This window comes from Kitasatospora sp. NPDC090308 (genome assembly GCF_044769485.1).
In the GTDB taxonomy this organism is placed as follows: Bacteria; Actinomycetota; Actinomycetes; order Streptomycetales; family Streptomycetaceae; genus Kitasatospora; species Kitasatospora fiedleri.
Map to the genome: position 1 here is coordinate 236,816 of NZ_JBIVXY010000008.1, position 16,859 is coordinate 253,674.

A 16,859-nucleotide genomic window follows, 5' to 3' on the forward strand; every position below is an offset into this window, starting at 1 on the left:
GCGCTCCGGCCTCCCGGACGCGCCACCGGTCACCGATCGCCGGCCGGACGGGCTCCGTCCGCCCGTCCGGCCGCCTCCCCGCTCCCGGGCCTTGATGCCGGCTGCCGGCCCCGCGGCCCCGCGGGCCCGCCGCCACCCGGGGCCGGGCGGGGCCGGATGGCGCCGGGCGACGGCGGGTCGCGGCGGGCGCGTCGGCAACCGGCCGCCGGACGGCTCAGAGCTCGTCGAGCTCGTCGTCGTAGACCTCGCTGACGTCGAAGCGGCAGATCAGCAGCTCCGGGTCGGCCCCGTCGAACGGTTCGGGCAGCCACTCGCCGGGGTCGGACGGCTCGGCGGCCGACACCCACAGCGTGGAGTCGCCCTCCTCCAGGCCGAACTCCTCGGCCCGGGCCGCGATCTCGTCCGGCTCGTACTCGCCGAACAGCACGCCGATCGCCGCCGTCACCTCGCCCTCGGTGCCCGCACCCGGTTCGAGCGACTCGTCGACCCGCTCGGCCTGGGCCCGCAGCCGCTTCGGGTCGGTGATCAGGTAGTCGCGGCGGATCAGCACGCTGATCGCCTCGGGGTGGTCCGGCCCCTGGTAGCCGGACCCGGCGTCGTCGCCGGGGATCTCGAAGGGGGTGACCTCGTCGTAGACCTCGTACAGGATCTGGTCGTAGGCGACGGCAGCCGCCGCGAGCTCCTCGTACGCGTGGACGACGACCGGATCGCCGGGCTCGGTGGAGTTGGAGACGGCCTGCAGGTGGCGGTCGATGGCGGCCTTGACCGCCTCTGCGGCGGCCCGTACCTCGGTGATGGTCAGCTGCGCGGCATCAGACATGGTGCAGACGCTATCTCCACCCGGCGACGACACGCACAGCGGTTGTCACCTACAGCCGCTAAAACCGGGCAAGTTCACCCCCGATGTCCGTTCCGCGTGCTTCTGCGACCCCGGCGCGGGCGGTTTCCCGTGCCCCTCCCGCAGCTCCCCCGGGTGCTTCCGACCTCCTGCGGGCCGTCCGACGGCGGCTCCCGGCCGCGCATCGGCGCGCTCCGGCGCGGGTATTGCTTCCGGTACCGGAAAACTGATTGACGATCAGCTCCGGCCGGGGCGAGGCTCGGACCGTCCGACCGGGCGGGCCGCGCCCGAACCGTCGACATGTCGGCGATGCGCCGTAGGCTTGCAGGCGGCACAGCAGTGGAGGAGACGCCTTGATCCCTACCAAAACGGTCCGGCTTCCGGAGTACGAGTACCAGTCGCTCCGCCTGCCGCGCGGCACCACCAGGAACGCCGCCCGCCAGCTCCTGACCGAGCACGCCGAGTACGGGAACTGGGAGCTCGACCGGCTCCGCCTGTTCCCCGACGGCAGCCGCACGGTCCGGTTGAAGCGACGGATCATCCGGCAGGTCCGTTCCAGCTGGTAGCGAGCCCCGCGCCCCGTCCCGCCTCGTCGCACGCTCACGTTCACGTTCACTGCGCGCCCGCGCCCGCGCCCGGGCACCCCGCGGTCCTGCTCCGTGCGGCGGGGTGCCCGGGCGCGGGCGTCAGCGCTGTCCAGGCGTCACCGGACGCGCTCCGGCGGCCCTCGGCGGGCGAGCGGAGGCTTCCCCGGCCGCCCGGCCGCCCTCAGCGGCGGGCGAGGGAGCGCGAGCGGCGGTAGAGCACGCCGCCGCCGAGCAGCAGCGCGATGCCGGCCGGGGCGATGATCTCCAGGCCGGACGCGCCGGTGGAGGCCAACTGCGCCTGCTCGGTGGCGGCGGCGGCCCGGGCCTGGACCGCGGGGGCGGGGGTGGACGGGGCGGTCACCGGCGTGGCGGGGGTGGAGGGCAGGTCGCCGCCGGGGCCGCCGGTGCGGTCGGTGCCCGGGGGGCTCGGCGGGGTGCTGTGCCCGCCGCCGGACTGCTCGGGCGGGCAGTCGTGGCCGGGCGGGGTGACCGGCGGCGGGGTGACCGGGTGCTGGTGCTGGACGGTCGTGTTGGAGCAGTCGTTGCCGAACGCCGGATTGCCGAGGCCCACCACGTTGACCGAGTTGCCGCAGGCGTTGACCGGCGCGGCGACCGGCACCTGCACGTTGTTGCCCGAGGCGACCCCCGGCGAGTTGCTGCTCGTCCCGCTCGCGGCGGAGCCCGACCCGGCGGTGCTGCCGCCGCCGTGCCGGCCACCGCCGCTGTCGTGGCCGCCGCCGCTGGTGCCGCCGCCGCTGCGGCTGTGGCTGACGTTGGAGCAGTCGTTGCCGTACGCCGGGTTCAGCAGGCCGATCACGTCGATCGTGTTGCCGCAGGCGTTCACGGGGAGCTCCACGGGCACCTGCACCGCGTTCCCGGAGCCCACGCCGGGCGAATTGGCCGCCACGCCGTGCGCGTCGGCGGCCGCGTGGGCGTAGCCCGCGGTCGAGGCCAGCACGCTGCCGGTGGCCATGGCCGTGAGGAGGCCTTTCCTGGCGACCTGTCGCATTGACTCCCCTTTTGGTTTCTCGTTCGACGGGCCGGGACGGTTCTCGGGCGGTTCGCGGGGGATTTCCTCGGGATTCGCCGGAGGTCCGATCGGTCCGATAGTCGGAATTGCCTGCCGAGACGGCGGCAGTACTACTCCAACGACCCTTAACGGTGAAGGTTGAGCCATCTGCAGTCAGTTCATCCGATCGGGTGAGATGCGGCTTTCGCCGGGAACCGCACCGTTCACCCGGTCGGGGCGGGCCCGCCGTCCGGAAACGGGACCGCCCCCGCACGACACGGAGGTCGCACGGGGGCGGGAGACACGGGGTCGGACGGCCCGCCGGTCGTCGGCGGGACCGGCTCAGACGTTCTGGCAAGCGTTGCCGAACGCGGGGTTGAGCAGGCCGATCACGCTGATGGTGTTGCCGCAGACGTTCACCGGGACGTGCACCGGGATCTGGATCAGGTTGCCGGAGAGCACACCCGGGGAGCCGACCGCGGCACCGTCCGCGCCCGCGCCGCCGTGCGCCGAGGCGACACCGGCACCCGCGAGCACCAGGCCACCGGTGGCGGCGACAACGGCAGCGATCTTCTTGGCCTTCATCTGAACTGCTCCTCCTGGTCGTTTCCAGCCCGTTCCCCCGGGCTGCACACGGAAGAACGAAGCCTCTGCGGCCGGGACACGGGGCCGGAACCGCATTCACCCGTTGAAGCGATCAAGCGAACAGACGATCGCCATTTCGGATGCTCGACAGCTCTGATGCTGGACGGACTAGTCCGACTTCCCGCCCCGCGTCCCCGCGTCCCCGCGCCCCCGTGTCCTGCGTCCCCCAACCGCCGACCGCCGGGCGTCAGGCGTCAGGCCAGGTCGATGAACCGGTCCAGCACCCGGACGCCGAACTTCAGGCCGTCCACCGGCACCCGCTCGTCCACGCCGTGGAACATCCCGGCGAAGTCCAGCTCCGGCGGGAGCTGGAGCGGCGCGAAGCCGAAGCAGCGGATGCCCAGGTCCTGGAAGGACTTGGCGTCGGTGCCGCCGGACAGGCAGTACGGGACGGCCCGGGCGATCGGGTCCTCGGCGCGCAGCGCGGTCTGCATGGCCTCGACCAGGGCGCCGTCGAAGCTGGTCTCGATCGCCTTGTCGTGGTGCAGGCTCTCCCGCTTGACCCGCGGGCCGAGGACGCTGTCCAGCTCGGCCAGGAACTCCTCCTCGTAGCCGGGCAGGAAGCGGCCGTCCACGTGCGCGGTGGCCTGGCCGGGGATGACGTTCACCTTGTAACCGGCGCCGAGCATGGTCGGCTGGGCGGTGTTGCGCAGGGTGGTGCCGATCATCTTGGCGATGCCGCCGAGCACCCGGAGCGTCTCGTCCATGTCCTCCGGGTCGAGCGGCACGCCGAGCGCGTCCGAGAGCTCGTCCAGGAAGGCCCGGACGGTCTTGGTGATCCGCAGCGGGAACTGGTGCCGGCCGAGCCGGGCCACCGCCTCGCACAGCTCGGTGATCGCGTTGTCGTCGTTCTCCATCGAGCCGTGCCCGGCCCGGCCCTCGACGGTCAGGCGCATCCAGTGCATGCCCTTCTCCGCCGTCTCGATCAGGTACAGCCGGGCCTGGTCGTTGACGGTGAAGGAGAAGCCGCCGACCTCGCCGATCGCCTCGGTGACGCCCTCGAACAGCTCGGGGTGCCGGTCCACCAGGAAGCGGGCGCCGTAGGTGCCGCCGGCCTCCTCGTCGGCCAGGAACGCCAGCACCAGGTCGCGCGGGGGCTTGCGGCCGGTGCGCAGCCGGTCGCGGACCACCGCGAGGGTCATCGCGTCCATGTCCTTCATGTCGACGGCGCCGCGGCCCCACACGCAGCCGTCGGTGATCTCCCCGGAGAACGGGTGCACCGTCCAGTCGTCGGCGTTGGCCGGGACGACGTCGGTGTGCCCGTGGATCAGCAGGCCCGGCCGGGACCGGTCCTCGCCCTCGATCCGCACCACCGTGGAGGCCCGGCCCTTGGCCGACTCGAAGATCTGCGGCTCCAGCCCGAACTCGGCGAGCTGCTCGGCCACGTACTCGGCGGCCTTCCGCTCCCCCGGCCCGGAGCCGTCCCCGTAGTTGCTGGTGTCGATCCGGATCAGGTCCCGGCAAATCTCGGCGACCTCCGACTCCGCCGTCACCGCGCGCTCGCTGCCCACGCTCATCGCTCCCACCTCGTGTCTGCCCGCCCCGGCGCGGCTGCGGTCCGCGCCGCCCCGACCCCGGCCGGGGACCGCGGGCGCCGTCCCGCCATCCTCCCCCAGCACCCGTCCGGCCCCAAGGGCATATCCCCCCACACTCCCGCCGACCGCCCCCCACGCCCCCGCATTCGAAGCCCCGCCCGTCCCGCCGCCCCCGGTTTTGGGCCTACCAGTCGATCTTTGCTACTGTTGTCCATGTCAGCGCGGGGAACACCCCGCGAGGACGACACCCGGTCCGGGTGGCGGAATGGCAGACGCGCTAGCTTGAGGTGCTAGTGCCCTTTATCGGGCGTGGGGGTTCAAGTCCCCCCTCGGACACCAGCGAGGACCCCTGTTCACCAGGGGTCTTCTGCGTTCCCGGGCCGTGGCGTGGCCAGCCACGTGACCGACACCCCCGGAAGTCTCCGGCTCGGACCGGGGACGACAGGCCGATCCGGGCGGCCCGAGACGACTACCCGTGCCCGACTGCCCGTGTCCGACTGCCCGGCGCGATGCCCTCAGCGGCCGGTGACGGTGCGCAGCAGCTCTCGGTACCAGGGGCGTCTGGCAACCACGAATAGCCGCTGCGCTACGGCGGCCCGGCCACTATCGGGAGCGGCCCGGGGCGGGGCCGGGTGGGGGAAGCGAGACGTGGGTGTGGCCGGGATGTGACGTGGTGTCGGGAGACTCGTTCTCATGCGGAATGACGGGGGGCGGGTGCTGCGTTGGGCGGGGCATCCGGGGACGTTGGTGGCGGTCGTGGTGTTGGCGTTCAACGATCGGGTGGGGAAGCACGCCTGGCCCGGAGTGGTGGCCGGGAAGGTCAGTGATGTGGCGTGGATGCTGGTCGTTCCGCCGGTGCTGGCGCTGTCGGGTGTGGTGGTGCTGCGGTTGCGGGCGGAGCGGGCGGCGCTGGTCGGGGTGGTGGGGACGGCGGTGAGCTTCGCGGTGGCCAAGTCGTCCGCCGTCGGGGCGGGGCTGGTCTCGTGCGGGTGGTCGGGGCTGACCGGGGTGCCGAGCCGGACGGTCGCCGACCGGACGGATCTGCTGGCTCTGCCGGTGCTGGTGGTGGCGTGGTGGCTGTGGCGCCGCAGTGCCCGGCCCCGGCCGCTGCGGCGGGTGCTGGCGCTGGTCGGGGTGCCGCTGGCGGTGGCGGCGATGGTGGCGACCTCGCCGGTGCCCGAGTTCTCGCCGCGGCTGTGGAGCGAGCACGGCCGGCCGATGGTGTACGACGGCCTCTGGTGGACGAGCGGGGACGGCGGTCTGACCTGGCGGGCCGTCTCCGTCTACGAGGAGCGGCCGACCGTACCCGCGGACAGGCCGGACCCGGCGTACGGCCGGTGCGTGCCCGGGCAGCCGCAGGTGTGCTTCCGGCTGCGCGGGCACGACCTGCCCGTGGAGGTCAGCCGGGACGGCGGGCGGAACTGGCAGTCGGAGTACGCCCCGACGGCGGACGGCGGGACGGACCCGGAGGCGGGTGCGGAGTGGGATCGGGGTGACCTGGTGGTGGCGGGCGTGTCCGGCGGCGGGTACACGGTGATCGTGCGTCGTCCGTTGGGCGGCCTGGTGGTGCGGGACGTGGACGGCCGGTGGCGGGGCGTCGAGCTGCCGGCACGTTCCACGACGGCCGAGACCGGCGGGGACGGGTTCCAACTCCTGATCTCCGGCGCGCTGGTGGCCCTGGTGGCCGGTTGGGCGGTGGTCCTCACGGGCCTGGGCGCGCACCGGCTGCGGGTCGACCGCCGGGCCGGGCCGCCGCACCTGCCGTGGTGGCTGGTGTTCCGTCAGGCCGTGCCGTTCGGCTGGCTGGTGGTGTCGCTGTTCCTGGGCGGGGGCCGGATGCCGTGGCTGCTCTGGCTGCTGTCGCTGGTGGCGGCCGTGCTGGTGGTCGCGCTGTGGCGGCGGCCGCACGCCGCCTCCGCTCTCCGCGCCGGGAGCAGCGTGGCGCTGTTCGGGGTGGGGACGTGGGTCGCCGGGGTGTTGTTCCTGACGTCGTTGCGGTGGGGCGGCCACGCCTCCTGGGCGACGTACTGCTGGTGGGCGCTCGGGTGGGCCGTGGCCGGGAGTCTGGCCGCCGGTCTCGTCGGGGGCGCGTCGGGCCCGCCGCGCTCCCCGTCCTCGTCGAGTTACCCGTACCCGCCGCACTCCCCGTACCCGCCGCACTCCCCGTACCCGCCGCACTCCCCGTACCCGCCGTCTCTCCCGTACCCGCCGTCTCTCCCGTCCCCGGCGCCTTCGCCGCGCCCGCCGATGGAGCCGCCGTCCACGCTGCCCGCTCCGCCGCCCACCCCGCCGAGGTCCAAGCCGGTGCGCCGTCTGGGCCGCTGAGCGGTGGACGGCCCGGGGGCGGACAGCGCGCGGCGGCGTGGTGGGCCGGGTGTGCGCCGGGGTGTGCGTCGAGCGCCCCCGTGGGGGGTGGACCGGGGGTGGTTCGCGGGCGGACGGGCGTGTCGGGGGGCGGGGCGCTGCCAGGGTGTGCGGGTGATCTCTCGACGCGGACTGTTCCTTGCCTCCGGCGGTGCGATGACCGCCACCGCCCTGGCCGGCCCGGGTGCCGGTTCCTCCCGTGCCGCGGAGGCGGCGCCGCCCGACCCGGCGCGCTGGGCGGCGGCGCTGGCCATGGCCCGCCGGATCCTGCTGACCGACGCCGACCACCGGGACCTGACGCTCGACTACCTGAAGCTGCTGACCGGCCGTCAGCGGCTGCGTCCGGCCGCCTCGCGCGAGGTGCTGGTGGTGGGTGCGGGCGTGGCGGGCATGGTGTGCGCCCGGCTGTTGCAGGCGTCCGGGCACCGGGTGCGGGTGCTGGAGGCGAACCGCAGCCGGGTCGGCGGCCGGGTGAAGACCTTCCGCGGCGACCGGTGGCAGGACGCCCGGCTGCACGCCGAGGCGGGTGCGATGCGCATCCCGTCCAGCCACGTGCTGACCCTCGCGCTGGCCGACCACCTGAAGGTGCCGCGCCGCCCCTTCCACCTGGTGGACGTCCCGCCCGGCTCCGCCCCGGCCTCCGGTGACGCCCGGGTGGTGTACCGGTCGTGGACCGGCGAGGAGTTCGCCACCGGCAGCGCGCCGGTGTACACCGCGCCGCCGGGCCTCGGCGGCCGGCTGGTGCACGTGAACGGACAGACCGTCAGCAAGGCGGCGTACGCGGCCGACCCGCGGCCGGTGAACAAGAGCTTCGGCTGGGACAGCGACCGGACCGCCGCCGCCGCCTTCGACCGGGCCCTGGACACCGCCCGCGCGTACACCATGGTGCGCGGCGACGACGGCGGCTGGCGCGACCGGCCGATCGAGCAGCGGGTGACCGGCACGGCGCGGCTGCTGTACGACCTGGACGGCTACTCGCTGCTGCGCTACCTCCAGGAGGGCGAGGGCTGGAGCGACGCCCAGGTGCAGGCCGTGGGCACGCTGGAGAACCTGACCAGCCGGCTGTCGTACGGCTTCCTGCACTCGGTGTTCGACGCCTCGGACATCAACCCGGCGGTGACGTACTTCGAGTTCAGCGCGGGCACCGACGCCCTGACCGAGGCCCTCGCCCAGGGCCTGCCGATCGAGCGCGGCAAGGTGGTCACCCGCGTCCGGCTGGGCGACGGCGGGGTGACGGTGGTCGCCGAGCCGGAGAGCGGCCCCGAGGACGAGGCGTGCGAGGGCGCGATCGGCGGCGACCGGTGCGAGTACCGGGCGGACGCGGTGGTGCTGGCGGTGCCGTACGCGGCGCTGCGGCACGTCGACTTCGACCCGATCCTGCCGTACGGCAAGCGGCGGGCGATCGCCGAGCTCAAGCACGACACCGCGCACAAGGTGCTGGTGGAGTTCACCCGGCGCTGGTGGGAGTGGGACGAGGACGCCTGGCGGGCGGAGCTGGGCGCCGACTACCGGCCCGCCCCGCACGGGGACGCGGTGGCGGCGGTCGGCGGCGGCTGCGTCTCGGACGGGGCCAGCCGGTTCGTCTACTTCCCCTCGCACCCGGGCGACGACGGCGCGCCCGGCGGGATCGTGCTGGCCGCGTACAACTGGGCCGAGGAGGCGCTGCGCTTCGACGCGCTCACCCCCGCCGACCGGCACGCCGAGGCGCTCGACCACCTGGTCGAGCTGTTCGGCGAGCGGATCCGCCGCTACGCCACCGACCGGCACGTCTCGCAGTCCTGGCTGCGCAACCGCTGGGCGCTCGGCGAGGCCGTGATCGAGACCCCCGGCCAGCTGCTCAGCCTCGGCCCGCAGGTCGCCGCCCCGGTCGCGGGCCGGCTGTTCTTCGCGGGCGACCACTGCCAGCCGCGCTACCACGCCTGGATCGCCGGTGCGATCGCCTCCGGCGTGGAGGCGGCCGTCCAGCTCACGGCCGGCTGACGGTCGGCTGACGGCCGGACGGGACGTCAGGAGCGCTCCGCCCGCCCGGTGCGCGCCGCCCGGAAGGGCCGGGCGGCGGCGGGGTGACGGCAGGTCAGGCCCCGGCCTGCCGGGCGGGGCCGCGGGAACGCCGATAGCATCGGCACATGTCTGACGCCGACCGGGACCAGCGGCCCTCCGTGCTGCTGGCGTTCCGCTCGGCGGTGGCGCTGAACCGGCTGCTGGACGTGCTGCCGGTGTTCGGGGGCGACCCGCGGATCGACCGCTGGTTCACCGTGGTGCCCGGCTCCCGGTTCGGGCTGGACGCGCTGGCCGCCCTGGACCGCTCGGGCGCCCGGGTGATGGACTTCGAGCAGGCCCGGCGCGAGCGCTTCGACCTGATCCTCTCCACCAGCCCCAAGGGCGCGCTGACCAGCCTGTCCGGCCGGGCCAGGGCGCTGCTGCCGCACGGCGCCGGGTTCAACAAGTCGTTCGGCACCGAGGGTTCGCCGGGCCTGCCGTCCGGCCTGGACCCCGCGTTCCTGCTCTCCGGCGGCGAGCCGTGGGCCGACCTGCACGGCCTCGGGCACCACGAGCAGCTCGCCCGGCTCACCGAGCTCTGCCCGTCGGCCGCCGCCCGCGCCGTCGTGGTCGGCGACCCCACCCTGGACCGGATGCGGCAGTCGGTCGGCCGTCGGGAGACCTACCGGGAACGGCTCGGCGTCGGCGAGCGGACCCTGCTGGCGGTGCTGACCACCCACGGCGCGGAGAGCCTGCTGGCCCGCCGCCCCGACCTGCCGCTGGAACTGGCGCTCCACCTGCCCGTGGACGACTACCGGGTGGCCCTGGTGGTGCACCCCAACGAGATCGGCGAACGCGGCAGCCACAACCTGGCCGAGCAGCTCCGCCCCGCCCTGCAGGCCGGGCTGCTGCTGCCCTCCTCGCACCAGGAGTGGGCCTCCGTCCTGGTCGCCGCCGACGCGGTGCTCACCGACCACGGCTCGACCGCGCTGTACGCCGCCGCGCTCGGCCGCACCCTCGTCCTGGACGGCTACGACGGCGGGACGGAGCTGATCCCCGGCACGCCGATGGCCCGGCTGCTCGCCGTCGCGCCGCGCTTCACCGACACCGCCGGCCTGCCCGAACTGCTGCGCGGGGCCCGCGTCCCGGACCCGGCGCGGTTCGCCGCCGACGCCTTCGGCCGCCCCGACCTGGCGCTGCCGCTGCTGCGCGCCGAGCTGTACCGGCTGATCGGCCTGACGCCGCCGCGGACCCCGCTGGCGCCCGAGCTGCTGCCCGACCCGGCGGCGGCCCGGCCCCCGGCCCCGGCGCTGGCGGTGCGGGCCGAGGTGGACGGGCGGCGGGTGCGCGTGGAGCGCTTCCCGGTCGCCACCGAGCTGCCGGTGCACCACCGGTCCGCCCAGCACGGCGCGGCGGGCCTCGCCGAGCAGCGCAGCGCGGCGGTGCTGTGGCGGCGCCCCGGCACCGGCCGCTGGTCGGCCGCCGGCTGGGCCGCGCACGTCCTGGACGAGCTGCCGGGCTGCCGGGTGGCCGCCGCGCTGCTCTCCCGCGAGCGCTGCCTGCTGGTGCACCGCCAGCACGGCCCGTTCGCCCTGCGGGTGCCGCCGCACCGCGCGGACGGCCGGGTCCACCGGATCGACCCGGCCGCGGCGGTCTCCGCGGTGTACGCCTGGCTGGTCGCGCACCGGGGGCCGGTCGCCGTCGGGGGACTGCCGGTGGAACTCGACTGCACGGTGGGCGCGGTGACGGCCCGCCTGGAGCTGCGGGCCGCCGGGCCGGAGGAGCTGGACGCCGAACTCTGAGCCCTGCTGAGCCCTGCTGCCTGAGTCCCGGGGCCCGGTCCCGGCTCAGTCCGTGCCGGGTTCCGTCCGCCCTCCGCCGTGGGCGGCGCGCAGGGCGGCGGCGTGGGCGCCGTCCGGGTGGCGGTCGGCGAGCCGGTGGCCGGCCCGGACGCACAGGGCGGTCTTGCCGATGCCGCCGAGGCCGCTGACGGCGAGGATGCGGGGGCGGGTGCCGGCGGCGTCCGGTTCGGCGGTGGCGGCGGCGGCGATCCGCTGCTGCTCCGCCGCCCGGTCGACGAAGTACGCCTTCTCCGGCGGCAGTTCGAAGGACGGGTGGTGGACCAGCACCCTCGCCTGGTGGACGTGGACGGCGTCGATGCGGTTGGCCTGCACCAGGCTCTCCACCCTGGCCTGGCCGCCGACCACGTTGTGCGTCTGCTCGCTCACCCGGCCAACCCTACGCGTTCGGCGGGGCGCTGACCGGCGGTCGGGCCAAGTCGGACCGGGGGCGGACGGGCGGTCAGGAGATGTAGTACGTCCAGAGCGGGCTCTCGGCGAGGGAGCGCCAGGCGGTGAGCGTGAACGGGGGACGGGCGCGACCGGGGTGGACGGGTTCGCCCTCGGGGGTGACGGTGCCGGCGTACTCGGTGAAGTCGAGGACGGTGCCGTCCGGGCGCCAGATCGCCACCCGGTAGCCGAACAGGCCGGGGACCTGCGCGTCGTTCGCGGTGACCAGTTCCCAGCTGCCGTCGGGGCGGTAGCCGGAGAAGCAGGTGCCCTCGTCGTCGCCGGAGGTGCCGCTGTCGTGGCCGCAGCGGAACGGGAGCTGGTCGTCGGCGGGGGCGGCGCCGTCGGCGGGGAAGGGCAGTTCGGTGCGGCGCAGGGTCAGTTCCAGGGCGGCCGGTCCGGCGGCGTCGGTGTAGGTCAGGTGGACGGTGGAGCCGCCCTGGCGGTCGGCCTTGAACGGGGTGCCCGGGCTGAGGTCGTTCCGGTGGACGGGCATCGCCGTCCGCAGCTCCTGGAGCACCCCGTACGAGTCGAAGGCCAGGACGGCTTGGTCCGCGGTGACCGGCCGGTCGGAGCCGCCCTCGATCGGGGAGACGGCGGGCAGCGGGAGCGGCCGCCAGCGTTCCCCGGCGGAGGCGGCGTGGGCGCTCGGGTCCGGTTCCGGCTGCCGGGCCGGGGCGGTGCCGACCCGGACGGTCGGGGCGGTGCCGAGCAGCGGGAGCCCGGCGTTCGCGCCCGCGAAGGCGACGGCGGCGACGGCCAGCGCCGCCCCGGCGGTCCGCAGCCGCCGGGCCGCCTTCCGACGGCGGCCGAGGCGGCCGCTCTCGGCGACGATCACCGCGACGGGCACGCTGATGTCCCGGACGCTCGTCCCCATCAGGGCGGAGAGCTCCAGGTCTAGGTCTGGCTCCAGGTCGGGGTCGGGATCGAGAGCGCGGTCCGGGTCCAAGGTCCGATGCCTTCCGTGACGGGCGGGCGAGCGGGGGCGGGCGGGTGCGGCGGGGGTGCGGCGGGGGTCAGTCCTGGAGCAGCAGGGCGCGGTCGGGGCCCAGGATGGTGCGCAGGCGGGCCATCGAGCGGGAGTTGAGGCTCTTGACCGCGCTGACGGTGATGCCCATGGCCTCGGCGGTCTCCTCCAGGCTGTAGTCCTCCAGGTAGCGGAGCACCACGACGGCCCGGTTGCGGGGCGGCAGTTGGCGCAGCGCGGCGACCAGGGTGATCCGCAGGGCGGCCGAGCTGCCCTCCCGGGCGCCGATCGACGGCTCCTCGGGGAACTCGTCGACCGCGAGTTCGCTGGAGCGGCGCAGCCGCCGGTGGGAGAGGTAGCAGCGCAGCAGCACCTTGCGGGCGTAGGCGTCGATGCCGCCGGCCGCGCCGTCGCCGCGCTGCAACCGTCCCCAGACCGGGTAGAGCTTGGACAGCGCGGTCTGCACCAGGTCCTGCGCCTGGTGCCAGTCCCCGCACATCAGGTACGCCAGGTGGAACAGGCGGCGTGCCCGGCCGGCCGCGAACTCGTCGAAGTCGAGCCCCTCGGTCATGTGGTCCCCCGGTTGGAAAGTGTTCCGTCGACGTCCTGGAGACACGCCTCGGGCGGGGCGGCCCGTCGCGCCTCGAAGGTCAAGACTGCATAACGATGATCGGGAAGGGCGCGGCGGGGTGCCGGGGCCGGTCGCGGCGGTCGGCCGGGCCGAGGGCGCCGGGGGCGGGCCGGAGCGGCGTGAGGGACGGGCCGGGGCGGCGTGAGGGGCGGTCCGGGGGCGGCCAAGTCCATTGCCGGGCGCAGGCGTTCGGTCCCGGGCGCGGTCCGGGGTGGTGCACCATGGGAGCGACCTGCCGATCACGACGAAGGGAACCCCACCGCATGAGCGCGGACGACTGGCTGCGCCGCTACCACCCCGGCCCGGCCGGGGCGCCCCGGCTGGTGTGCTTCCCGCACGCCGGCGGGACGGCCAGCTACTGGCACCCGCTGTCCGCGGCGCTGCGGGACCGGGCCGCGGTGACGGCCGTGCAGTACCCGGGTCGGCAGGACCGGTGGAACGAGAAGCCGCTGGAGGACCTGCACGAGCTCGCCGACCGGATCGCCGAGGTGCTGTTGCCGTCCTGGCTGCCCGAGCCGCCCGCGCTGTTCGGGCACAGCATGGGCGCGATGCTCGCCCACGAGACGGCCCGGCGGCTGGTCGCGGCCACCGGGCGGGGGCCGCGGCTGCTGGTGGTCTCCGGGCGCCGCGCGCCGCACTGCCTGCGGGCCGACCCGGAGCTGCGCGACGCCTCCGACGCCGAACTGCTCTCCCACCTCGCCGCCCTGGGCGGGACGGCGACCGCCGCGCTGGAGGACCCGGAGCTGGTCGAGCTGTTCCTGCCGCCGCTGCGCGCCGACTACCGGGCGGTGGAGACCTACCGGTACCGGCCCGGTCCGCCGCTGGAGTGCCCGGTGACGGTGCTCACCGGCGAGTCGGACGAGCAGGTCACCCCGGACGAGGCGGTGGCCTGGGCCGTGCACACCACCGGGCCGGTGGAGGTGCGCACCTACCCGGGCGGGCACTTCTTCCTGGCCGAGCACCAGCAGGCCGTCACCACCCTGATCGCCGACCGCCTGGCCACCGGCGGGGCGGTCTGACGGACGTCCGGCCGCCCGGCCGCCGGGTTCTCCGCGCGGCGGACCGGTGGCCGGACGGGCGGACCGGTGGCCGGCGTACCGTCAGTTCCCCTTCTGGCTACGGGTGATGACGAACAGGCCGATCAGGACGGCCAGTCCGCTGAACGCGGCGGCGGCCGTCACCGCGGTGGCCAGGCCGTGGGCGAGGTCGGCCCGGGCGGGGTGCGCGGCGCCGTGCACGGCGCGGCCGTGGACGGTGGCCAGGACGGCGACGCCCAGCGAGAGGCCGAGTTGCTGGACGGCCTGGAGCAGCCCGGAGGCGGCGCCGGTCTCCGCGGGGGCGAGACCGGCCAGGATCGTCGTGTTGAGCGGGACGAAGGCGAGGCCGAGGCCCGCGCCGAGCAGCAGCAGCGGTCCGAACAGGCCGCCCCAGTAACCGGTGTGCGGGCCGGTGGTGGCCAGCCACAGGCTGTCGGCGAGCAGCAGCGCGGCACCGGTGGCGATCAGCGGCCGGGCGCCGTGGCGGGGGATCAGCCCCGGCGCGCTGCGGGCGGCGGCGAACTGGGCGAGCGCCAGCGGCAGGAAGGCCGGTCCGGCGGTCAGCGGGGACAGGCCCAGCCCGTCCTGGACGTACAGCGAGAGCAGGAAGTACGTGCCGCCCATCGCGGCGAACAGCAGCAGGAAGACCGCGTAGGCGCCGGAGCGGTCGCGCCGGGCGAACAGGGTGAGCGGGACCAGCGGGCGGGCGGCCCGGGCCTGGCCGAGCAGGAAGGCGGCGAGCAGGGCCGCGCCGAGCAGCAGGGCGGTGACGGTGGCGGTGGAGCCCCAGCCCGCCGCGGAGGCGTGGATCAGGCCGTAGACCACGGCGCCGGTGCCCGCGGTGGAGGTCAGCGCGCCCAGGACGTCCGGGCGGCCCGGGTGCCGCGGGGTCTCCGGGAGGTGGCGGAGTGCCAGCAGGACGGCGGCCAGGCCGATGGGCACGTTGACGAAGAACACCAGCCGCCAGGACAGTGCGGTGAGCAGGCCGCCGAGGATCAGGCCCAGGGTGATGCCGAGCCCGGCCACGGTGGAGAACACGCCCAGCGCGCGGTGGCGTTCGGGGCCCTCGGCGAAGGTCACGGCGAGCAGCGAGAGCGCGGCGGGCGCGGCGAACGCGAAGCCCGCGCCCTGGAGCGCGCGGGCGGCGATCAGCGTGCCCGCGTTCGGGGCCAGGCCGCCGAGCAGCGAGGCCGCCACCACCGCGAGCAGTCCCCAGGTCAGCGTCCGGCGGCGGCCGAGCAGGTCGCTGGTGCGTCCGCCGAGCAGCAGCAGGCCGCCGAAGGCCAGCGAGTAGGCGCTGAACACCCAGGCCAGGCCGCCCGGGGAGAAGTCCAGGCCGGAGCGGATCCGGGGCAGCGCGATGTTCACGATGTTGCCGTCGACGGCGACCATCAGCTGGCAGGCGACGACGGCCGTCAGGGCGAGCGCCCCGGCCCGGCGCGGCCGGTCCTCCCGGACCGGCGACAGCGGTTCGACTACGGAGGACTGCTGGTCACGGGTCGTCATGGCGGGCTCCTGGAGCACGGGACGGGGGCAGCGCCGAGGGTTCCACCGCGGTCGACGCTTGTAGACTGCTTCATGGTAGGGACGCCCGGAGCATCGGTCAACGAGCGTTGAACAGCAACCGTCGGCAACGGCCGGCCTGGCATCCCCGGCGACGGCCGACCCCAGGGCAGGAGGCGACGTGACAGCACCCGAGCAGCCCGGCGACCGGCGCGCCCGCAGCCGGCAGGGCATCCTGGCCGCGGCCCGCGCACTGTTCTCCGAACTCGGCTACGAGCAGACCACGGTGCGCGCCGTGGCGCACCGGGCCGGCGTCGACCCGGCGCTGGTGATGAAGTACTTCGGCTCCAAGGAGGGCCTGTTCGACGCCGCCACCGAGGCCGACCTGCCCTTCGGCGGCGGCGCGCCCTCCCTCGACGCGGCGCTCGCCGGACCGCCGGACCGGCTCGGCGAACGCCTGCTGGCACACGTCCTGGCCGACCTCGACGGCCGCCCCGACCGCAGCATGCCGGTGCTGCGCTCGATGCTGACGCACCCGCAGGCCGCCGAGGCGGTCCGCTGCGCGGTCGCCGACCCCGGCAACAGCCCGGTCGCCGGGGCGCTCACCGGCCGGGACGCGGAGCTGCGCGCCGCCCTGACCGGCAGCGTCGTGCTCGGTCTGCTGGTCTCCCGCTACCTGCTGCGCGTCCCCGAGGTCGAAGCCGCCCCCGCCGAACGGCTCACCACCCTGCTCGGTCCCTGCCTGCGCCCGCTGCTCGACTCCCCCGGCACGCCGCCCGACGCCCCGGACGACTCCACCGACGGTACCGACCCCGCCGCCCCGAGCGACCCCGCTCCGCTGCGGGCGCTGGCCGCCGCCGAGGCCGAACGCCGGTCCGCCACCGAGCGGGTGGACCGGCTGGCCCGCGAGGCGCTCGCCGCCGGGGCCTCGTTCGGCGAGGTCGGCCGGCTGCTCGGCGTCACCCGCCAGGCCGCCCGCAAGCGCTGGCCGCGCGAGGAGACCGACCCCACCCCGGCGACAACCTGAGTTGTCGCTCATCCACCACCCCCGCCCCCGACAACCCGGGTTGTCAGCACGGCAGGGCGCCGCACCCGCAGGTAGTCGGCGGCGGCGGAGACCGTGCCGGTACCGGACGGCCGCTCGGCGTCACCCGCCAAACCGCCCGCAAGCGCTGGCCGCGCGAGGAGACCGACCCCACCCCGCCCCCGACGACCCAGGCTGTCAGCACGACAGGGCGGCCCCGGCCCGAGGGCCGACACCACCCCACGAGGGCTGCCGCACCGCCGGACCCGGGGCCGCCACACCCGCAGGTAGCCGGCGGCGGCGGAGACCGTGCCGGTGCCGGACGGCCGCTCGGCGTCACCCGCCAAGCCGCCCGCAAGCGCTAGCTGTGCCAGGAGACCGACCCCACCCCGCCCCCGGCAATCCGGGCTGTCAGCACGACGGGGCGGCACCGGCCGGAGAGCCGGTGCCG

Annotated in this window: 14 protein-coding genes and 1 tRNA gene; 7 read left to right on the forward strand and 8 right to left on the reverse strand. The window is 75.6% G+C overall.

The window, feature by feature from the left end; all coding sequences use genetic code 11:
- Positions 1-214: 214 nt before the first annotated feature.
- Positions 215-820 (reverse strand): hypothetical protein, encoded by a 606-nt coding sequence (locus ACIQVD_RS20610; protein ID WP_100839339.1) that lies wholly within the window; start codon positions 818-820, stop codon positions 215-217.
- A gap of 374 nt (positions 821-1,194) precedes the next feature.
- Here ACIQVD_RS20610 and ACIQVD_RS20615 point away from each other — a divergent pair, with 374 nt between their 5' ends.
- Positions 1,195-1,404: a DUF5703 family protein gene (locus tag ACIQVD_RS20615; protein WP_035954087.1), complete on the forward strand. Its 210-nt coding sequence runs from the start codon at positions 1,195-1,197 to the stop codon at positions 1,402-1,404.
- Between the two features lie 202 nt (positions 1,405-1,606).
- Here the strand turns inward: ACIQVD_RS20615 and ACIQVD_RS20620 are convergent, their stop codons facing one another.
- The 3 genes from ACIQVD_RS20620 to ACIQVD_RS20630 form a co-directional block, all read right to left on the reverse strand.
- A complete protein-coding gene (locus tag ACIQVD_RS20620) occupies positions 1,607-2,398 on the reverse strand; it encodes a chaplin (protein WP_402290981.1) in 792 nt (263 codons plus the stop codon).
- Between the two features lie 378 nt (positions 2,399-2,776).
- On the reverse strand, positions 2,777-3,019 hold the full coding sequence (locus ACIQVD_RS20625) for a chaplin (RefSeq protein ID WP_100839341.1): 243 nt from the start codon (positions 3,017-3,019) through the stop codon (positions 2,777-2,779).
- Positions 3,020-3,273: 254 nt separating this feature from the next.
- A complete protein-coding gene (locus tag ACIQVD_RS20630) occupies positions 3,274-4,596 on the reverse strand; it encodes a M20/M25/M40 family metallo-hydrolase (RefSeq protein ID WP_111552003.1) in 1,323 nt (440 codons plus the stop codon).
- A gap of 269 nt (positions 4,597-4,865) precedes the next feature.
- Here ACIQVD_RS20630 and ACIQVD_RS20635 point away from each other — a divergent pair.
- The 4 genes from ACIQVD_RS20635 to ACIQVD_RS20650 all read left to right on the forward strand — a co-directional run bounded on the left by ACIQVD_RS20635 (position 4,866) and on the right by ACIQVD_RS20650 (position 10,760).
- A tRNA-Leu gene (locus tag ACIQVD_RS20635) sits at positions 4,866-4,953 on the forward strand.
- 354 nt (positions 4,954-5,307) lie between these two features.
- The gene (locus ACIQVD_RS20640; RefSeq protein ID WP_402290984.1) at positions 5,308-6,939 is read left to right on the forward strand and encodes a hypothetical protein; all 1,632 of its coding nucleotides are present in this window, start codon (positions 5,308-5,310) and stop codon (positions 6,937-6,939) included.
- A gap of 153 nt (positions 6,940-7,092) precedes the next feature.
- A complete protein-coding gene (locus ACIQVD_RS20645) occupies positions 7,093-8,958 on the forward strand; it encodes a flavin monoamine oxidase family protein (protein ID WP_402290986.1) in 1,866 nt (621 codons plus the stop codon).
- 146 nt (positions 8,959-9,104) lie between these two features.
- The gene (locus tag ACIQVD_RS20650) at positions 9,105-10,760 is read left to right on the forward strand and encodes a translation initiation factor 2 (protein WP_402290988.1); all 1,656 of its coding nucleotides are present in this window, start codon (positions 9,105-9,107) and stop codon (positions 10,758-10,760) included.
- A gap of 45 nt (positions 10,761-10,805) precedes the next feature.
- Here ACIQVD_RS20650 and ACIQVD_RS20655 read toward each other — a convergent pair whose 3' ends face one another.
- From ACIQVD_RS20655 to ACIQVD_RS20665, 3 genes are all read right to left on the reverse strand, one after another.
- Positions 10,806-11,186, reverse strand: coding sequence for a hypothetical protein (locus ACIQVD_RS20655; protein WP_402290991.1), 381 nt, complete (start codon positions 11,184-11,186; stop codon positions 10,806-10,808).
- A 73-nt stretch (positions 11,187-11,259) separates the two neighbouring features.
- Positions 11,260-12,195: a hypothetical protein gene (locus tag ACIQVD_RS20660; protein WP_402290993.1), complete on the reverse strand. Its 936-nt coding sequence runs from the start codon at positions 12,193-12,195 to the stop codon at positions 11,260-11,262.
- 67 nt (positions 12,196-12,262) lie between these two features.
- Positions 12,263-12,784 carry a SigE family RNA polymerase sigma factor gene (locus ACIQVD_RS20665; protein WP_100839351.1) on the reverse strand — a complete coding sequence of 174 codons (522 nt, stop codon included), beginning with the start codon at positions 12,782-12,784 and terminating at the stop codon, positions 12,263-12,265.
- Positions 12,785-13,107: 323 nt separating this feature from the next.
- Here ACIQVD_RS20665 and ACIQVD_RS20670 point away from each other — a divergent pair, with 323 nt between their 5' ends.
- Positions 13,108-13,863, forward strand: coding sequence for a thioesterase II family protein (locus ACIQVD_RS20670; protein WP_402290995.1), 756 nt, complete (start codon positions 13,108-13,110; stop codon positions 13,861-13,863).
- A gap of 81 nt (positions 13,864-13,944) precedes the next feature.
- On the opposite strand, the gene ACIQVD_RS20675 is transcribed toward ACIQVD_RS20670, so the two are convergent.
- Complete coding sequence (locus ACIQVD_RS20675) at positions 13,945-15,387, reverse strand: MFS transporter (RefSeq protein ID WP_402290998.1); 1,443 nt, start codon at positions 15,385-15,387, stop codon at positions 13,945-13,947.
- Positions 15,388-15,565: 178 nt separating this feature from the next.
- On the opposite strand from ACIQVD_RS20675, the gene ACIQVD_RS20680 reads away from it, so the two are divergent.
- Complete coding sequence (locus tag ACIQVD_RS20680) at positions 15,566-16,411, forward strand: TetR/AcrR family transcriptional regulator (protein WP_400679458.1); 846 nt, start codon at positions 15,566-15,568, stop codon at positions 16,409-16,411.
- The last annotated feature ends 448 nt before the right edge of the window (positions 16,412-16,859 follow it).

Bases quoted from the DNA above. Each gene is read 5' to 3' on its own strand.
- ACIQVD_RS20610 (WP_100839339.1), bottom strand. From the start codon at position 820: ATGTCTGATGCCGCGCAGCTGACCATCACCGAGGTACGGGCCGCCGCA.
- ACIQVD_RS20620 (WP_402290981.1), bottom strand. From the start codon at position 2,398: ATGGCCACCGGCAGCGTGCTGGCCTCGACCGCGGGCTACGCCCACGCG.
- ACIQVD_RS20625 (WP_100839341.1), bottom strand. From the start codon at position 3,019: ATGAAGGCCAAGAAGATCGCTGCCGTTGTCGCCGCCACCGGTGGCCTG.
- ACIQVD_RS20630 (WP_111552003.1), bottom strand. From the start codon at position 4,596: ATGAGCGTGGGCAGCGAGCGCGCGGTGACGGCGGAGTCGGAGGTCGCC.
- ACIQVD_RS20640 (WP_402290984.1), top strand. From the start codon at position 5,308: ATGCGGAATGACGGGGGGCGGGTGCTGCGTTGGGCGGGGCATCCGGGG.
- ACIQVD_RS20650 (WP_402290988.1), top strand. From the start codon at position 9,105: ATGTCTGACGCCGACCGGGACCAGCGGCCCTCCGTGCTGCTGGCGTTC.
- ACIQVD_RS20665 (WP_100839351.1), bottom strand. From the start codon at position 12,784: ATGACCGAGGGGCTCGACTTCGACGAGTTCGCGGCCGGCCGGGCACGC.
- ACIQVD_RS20670 (WP_402290995.1), top strand. From the start codon at position 13,108: ATGAGCGCGGACGACTGGCTGCGCCGCTACCACCCCGGCCCGGCCGGG.
- ACIQVD_RS20675 (WP_402290998.1), bottom strand. From the start codon at position 15,387: ATGACGACCCGTGACCAGCAGTCCTCCGTAGTCGAACCGCTGTCGCCG.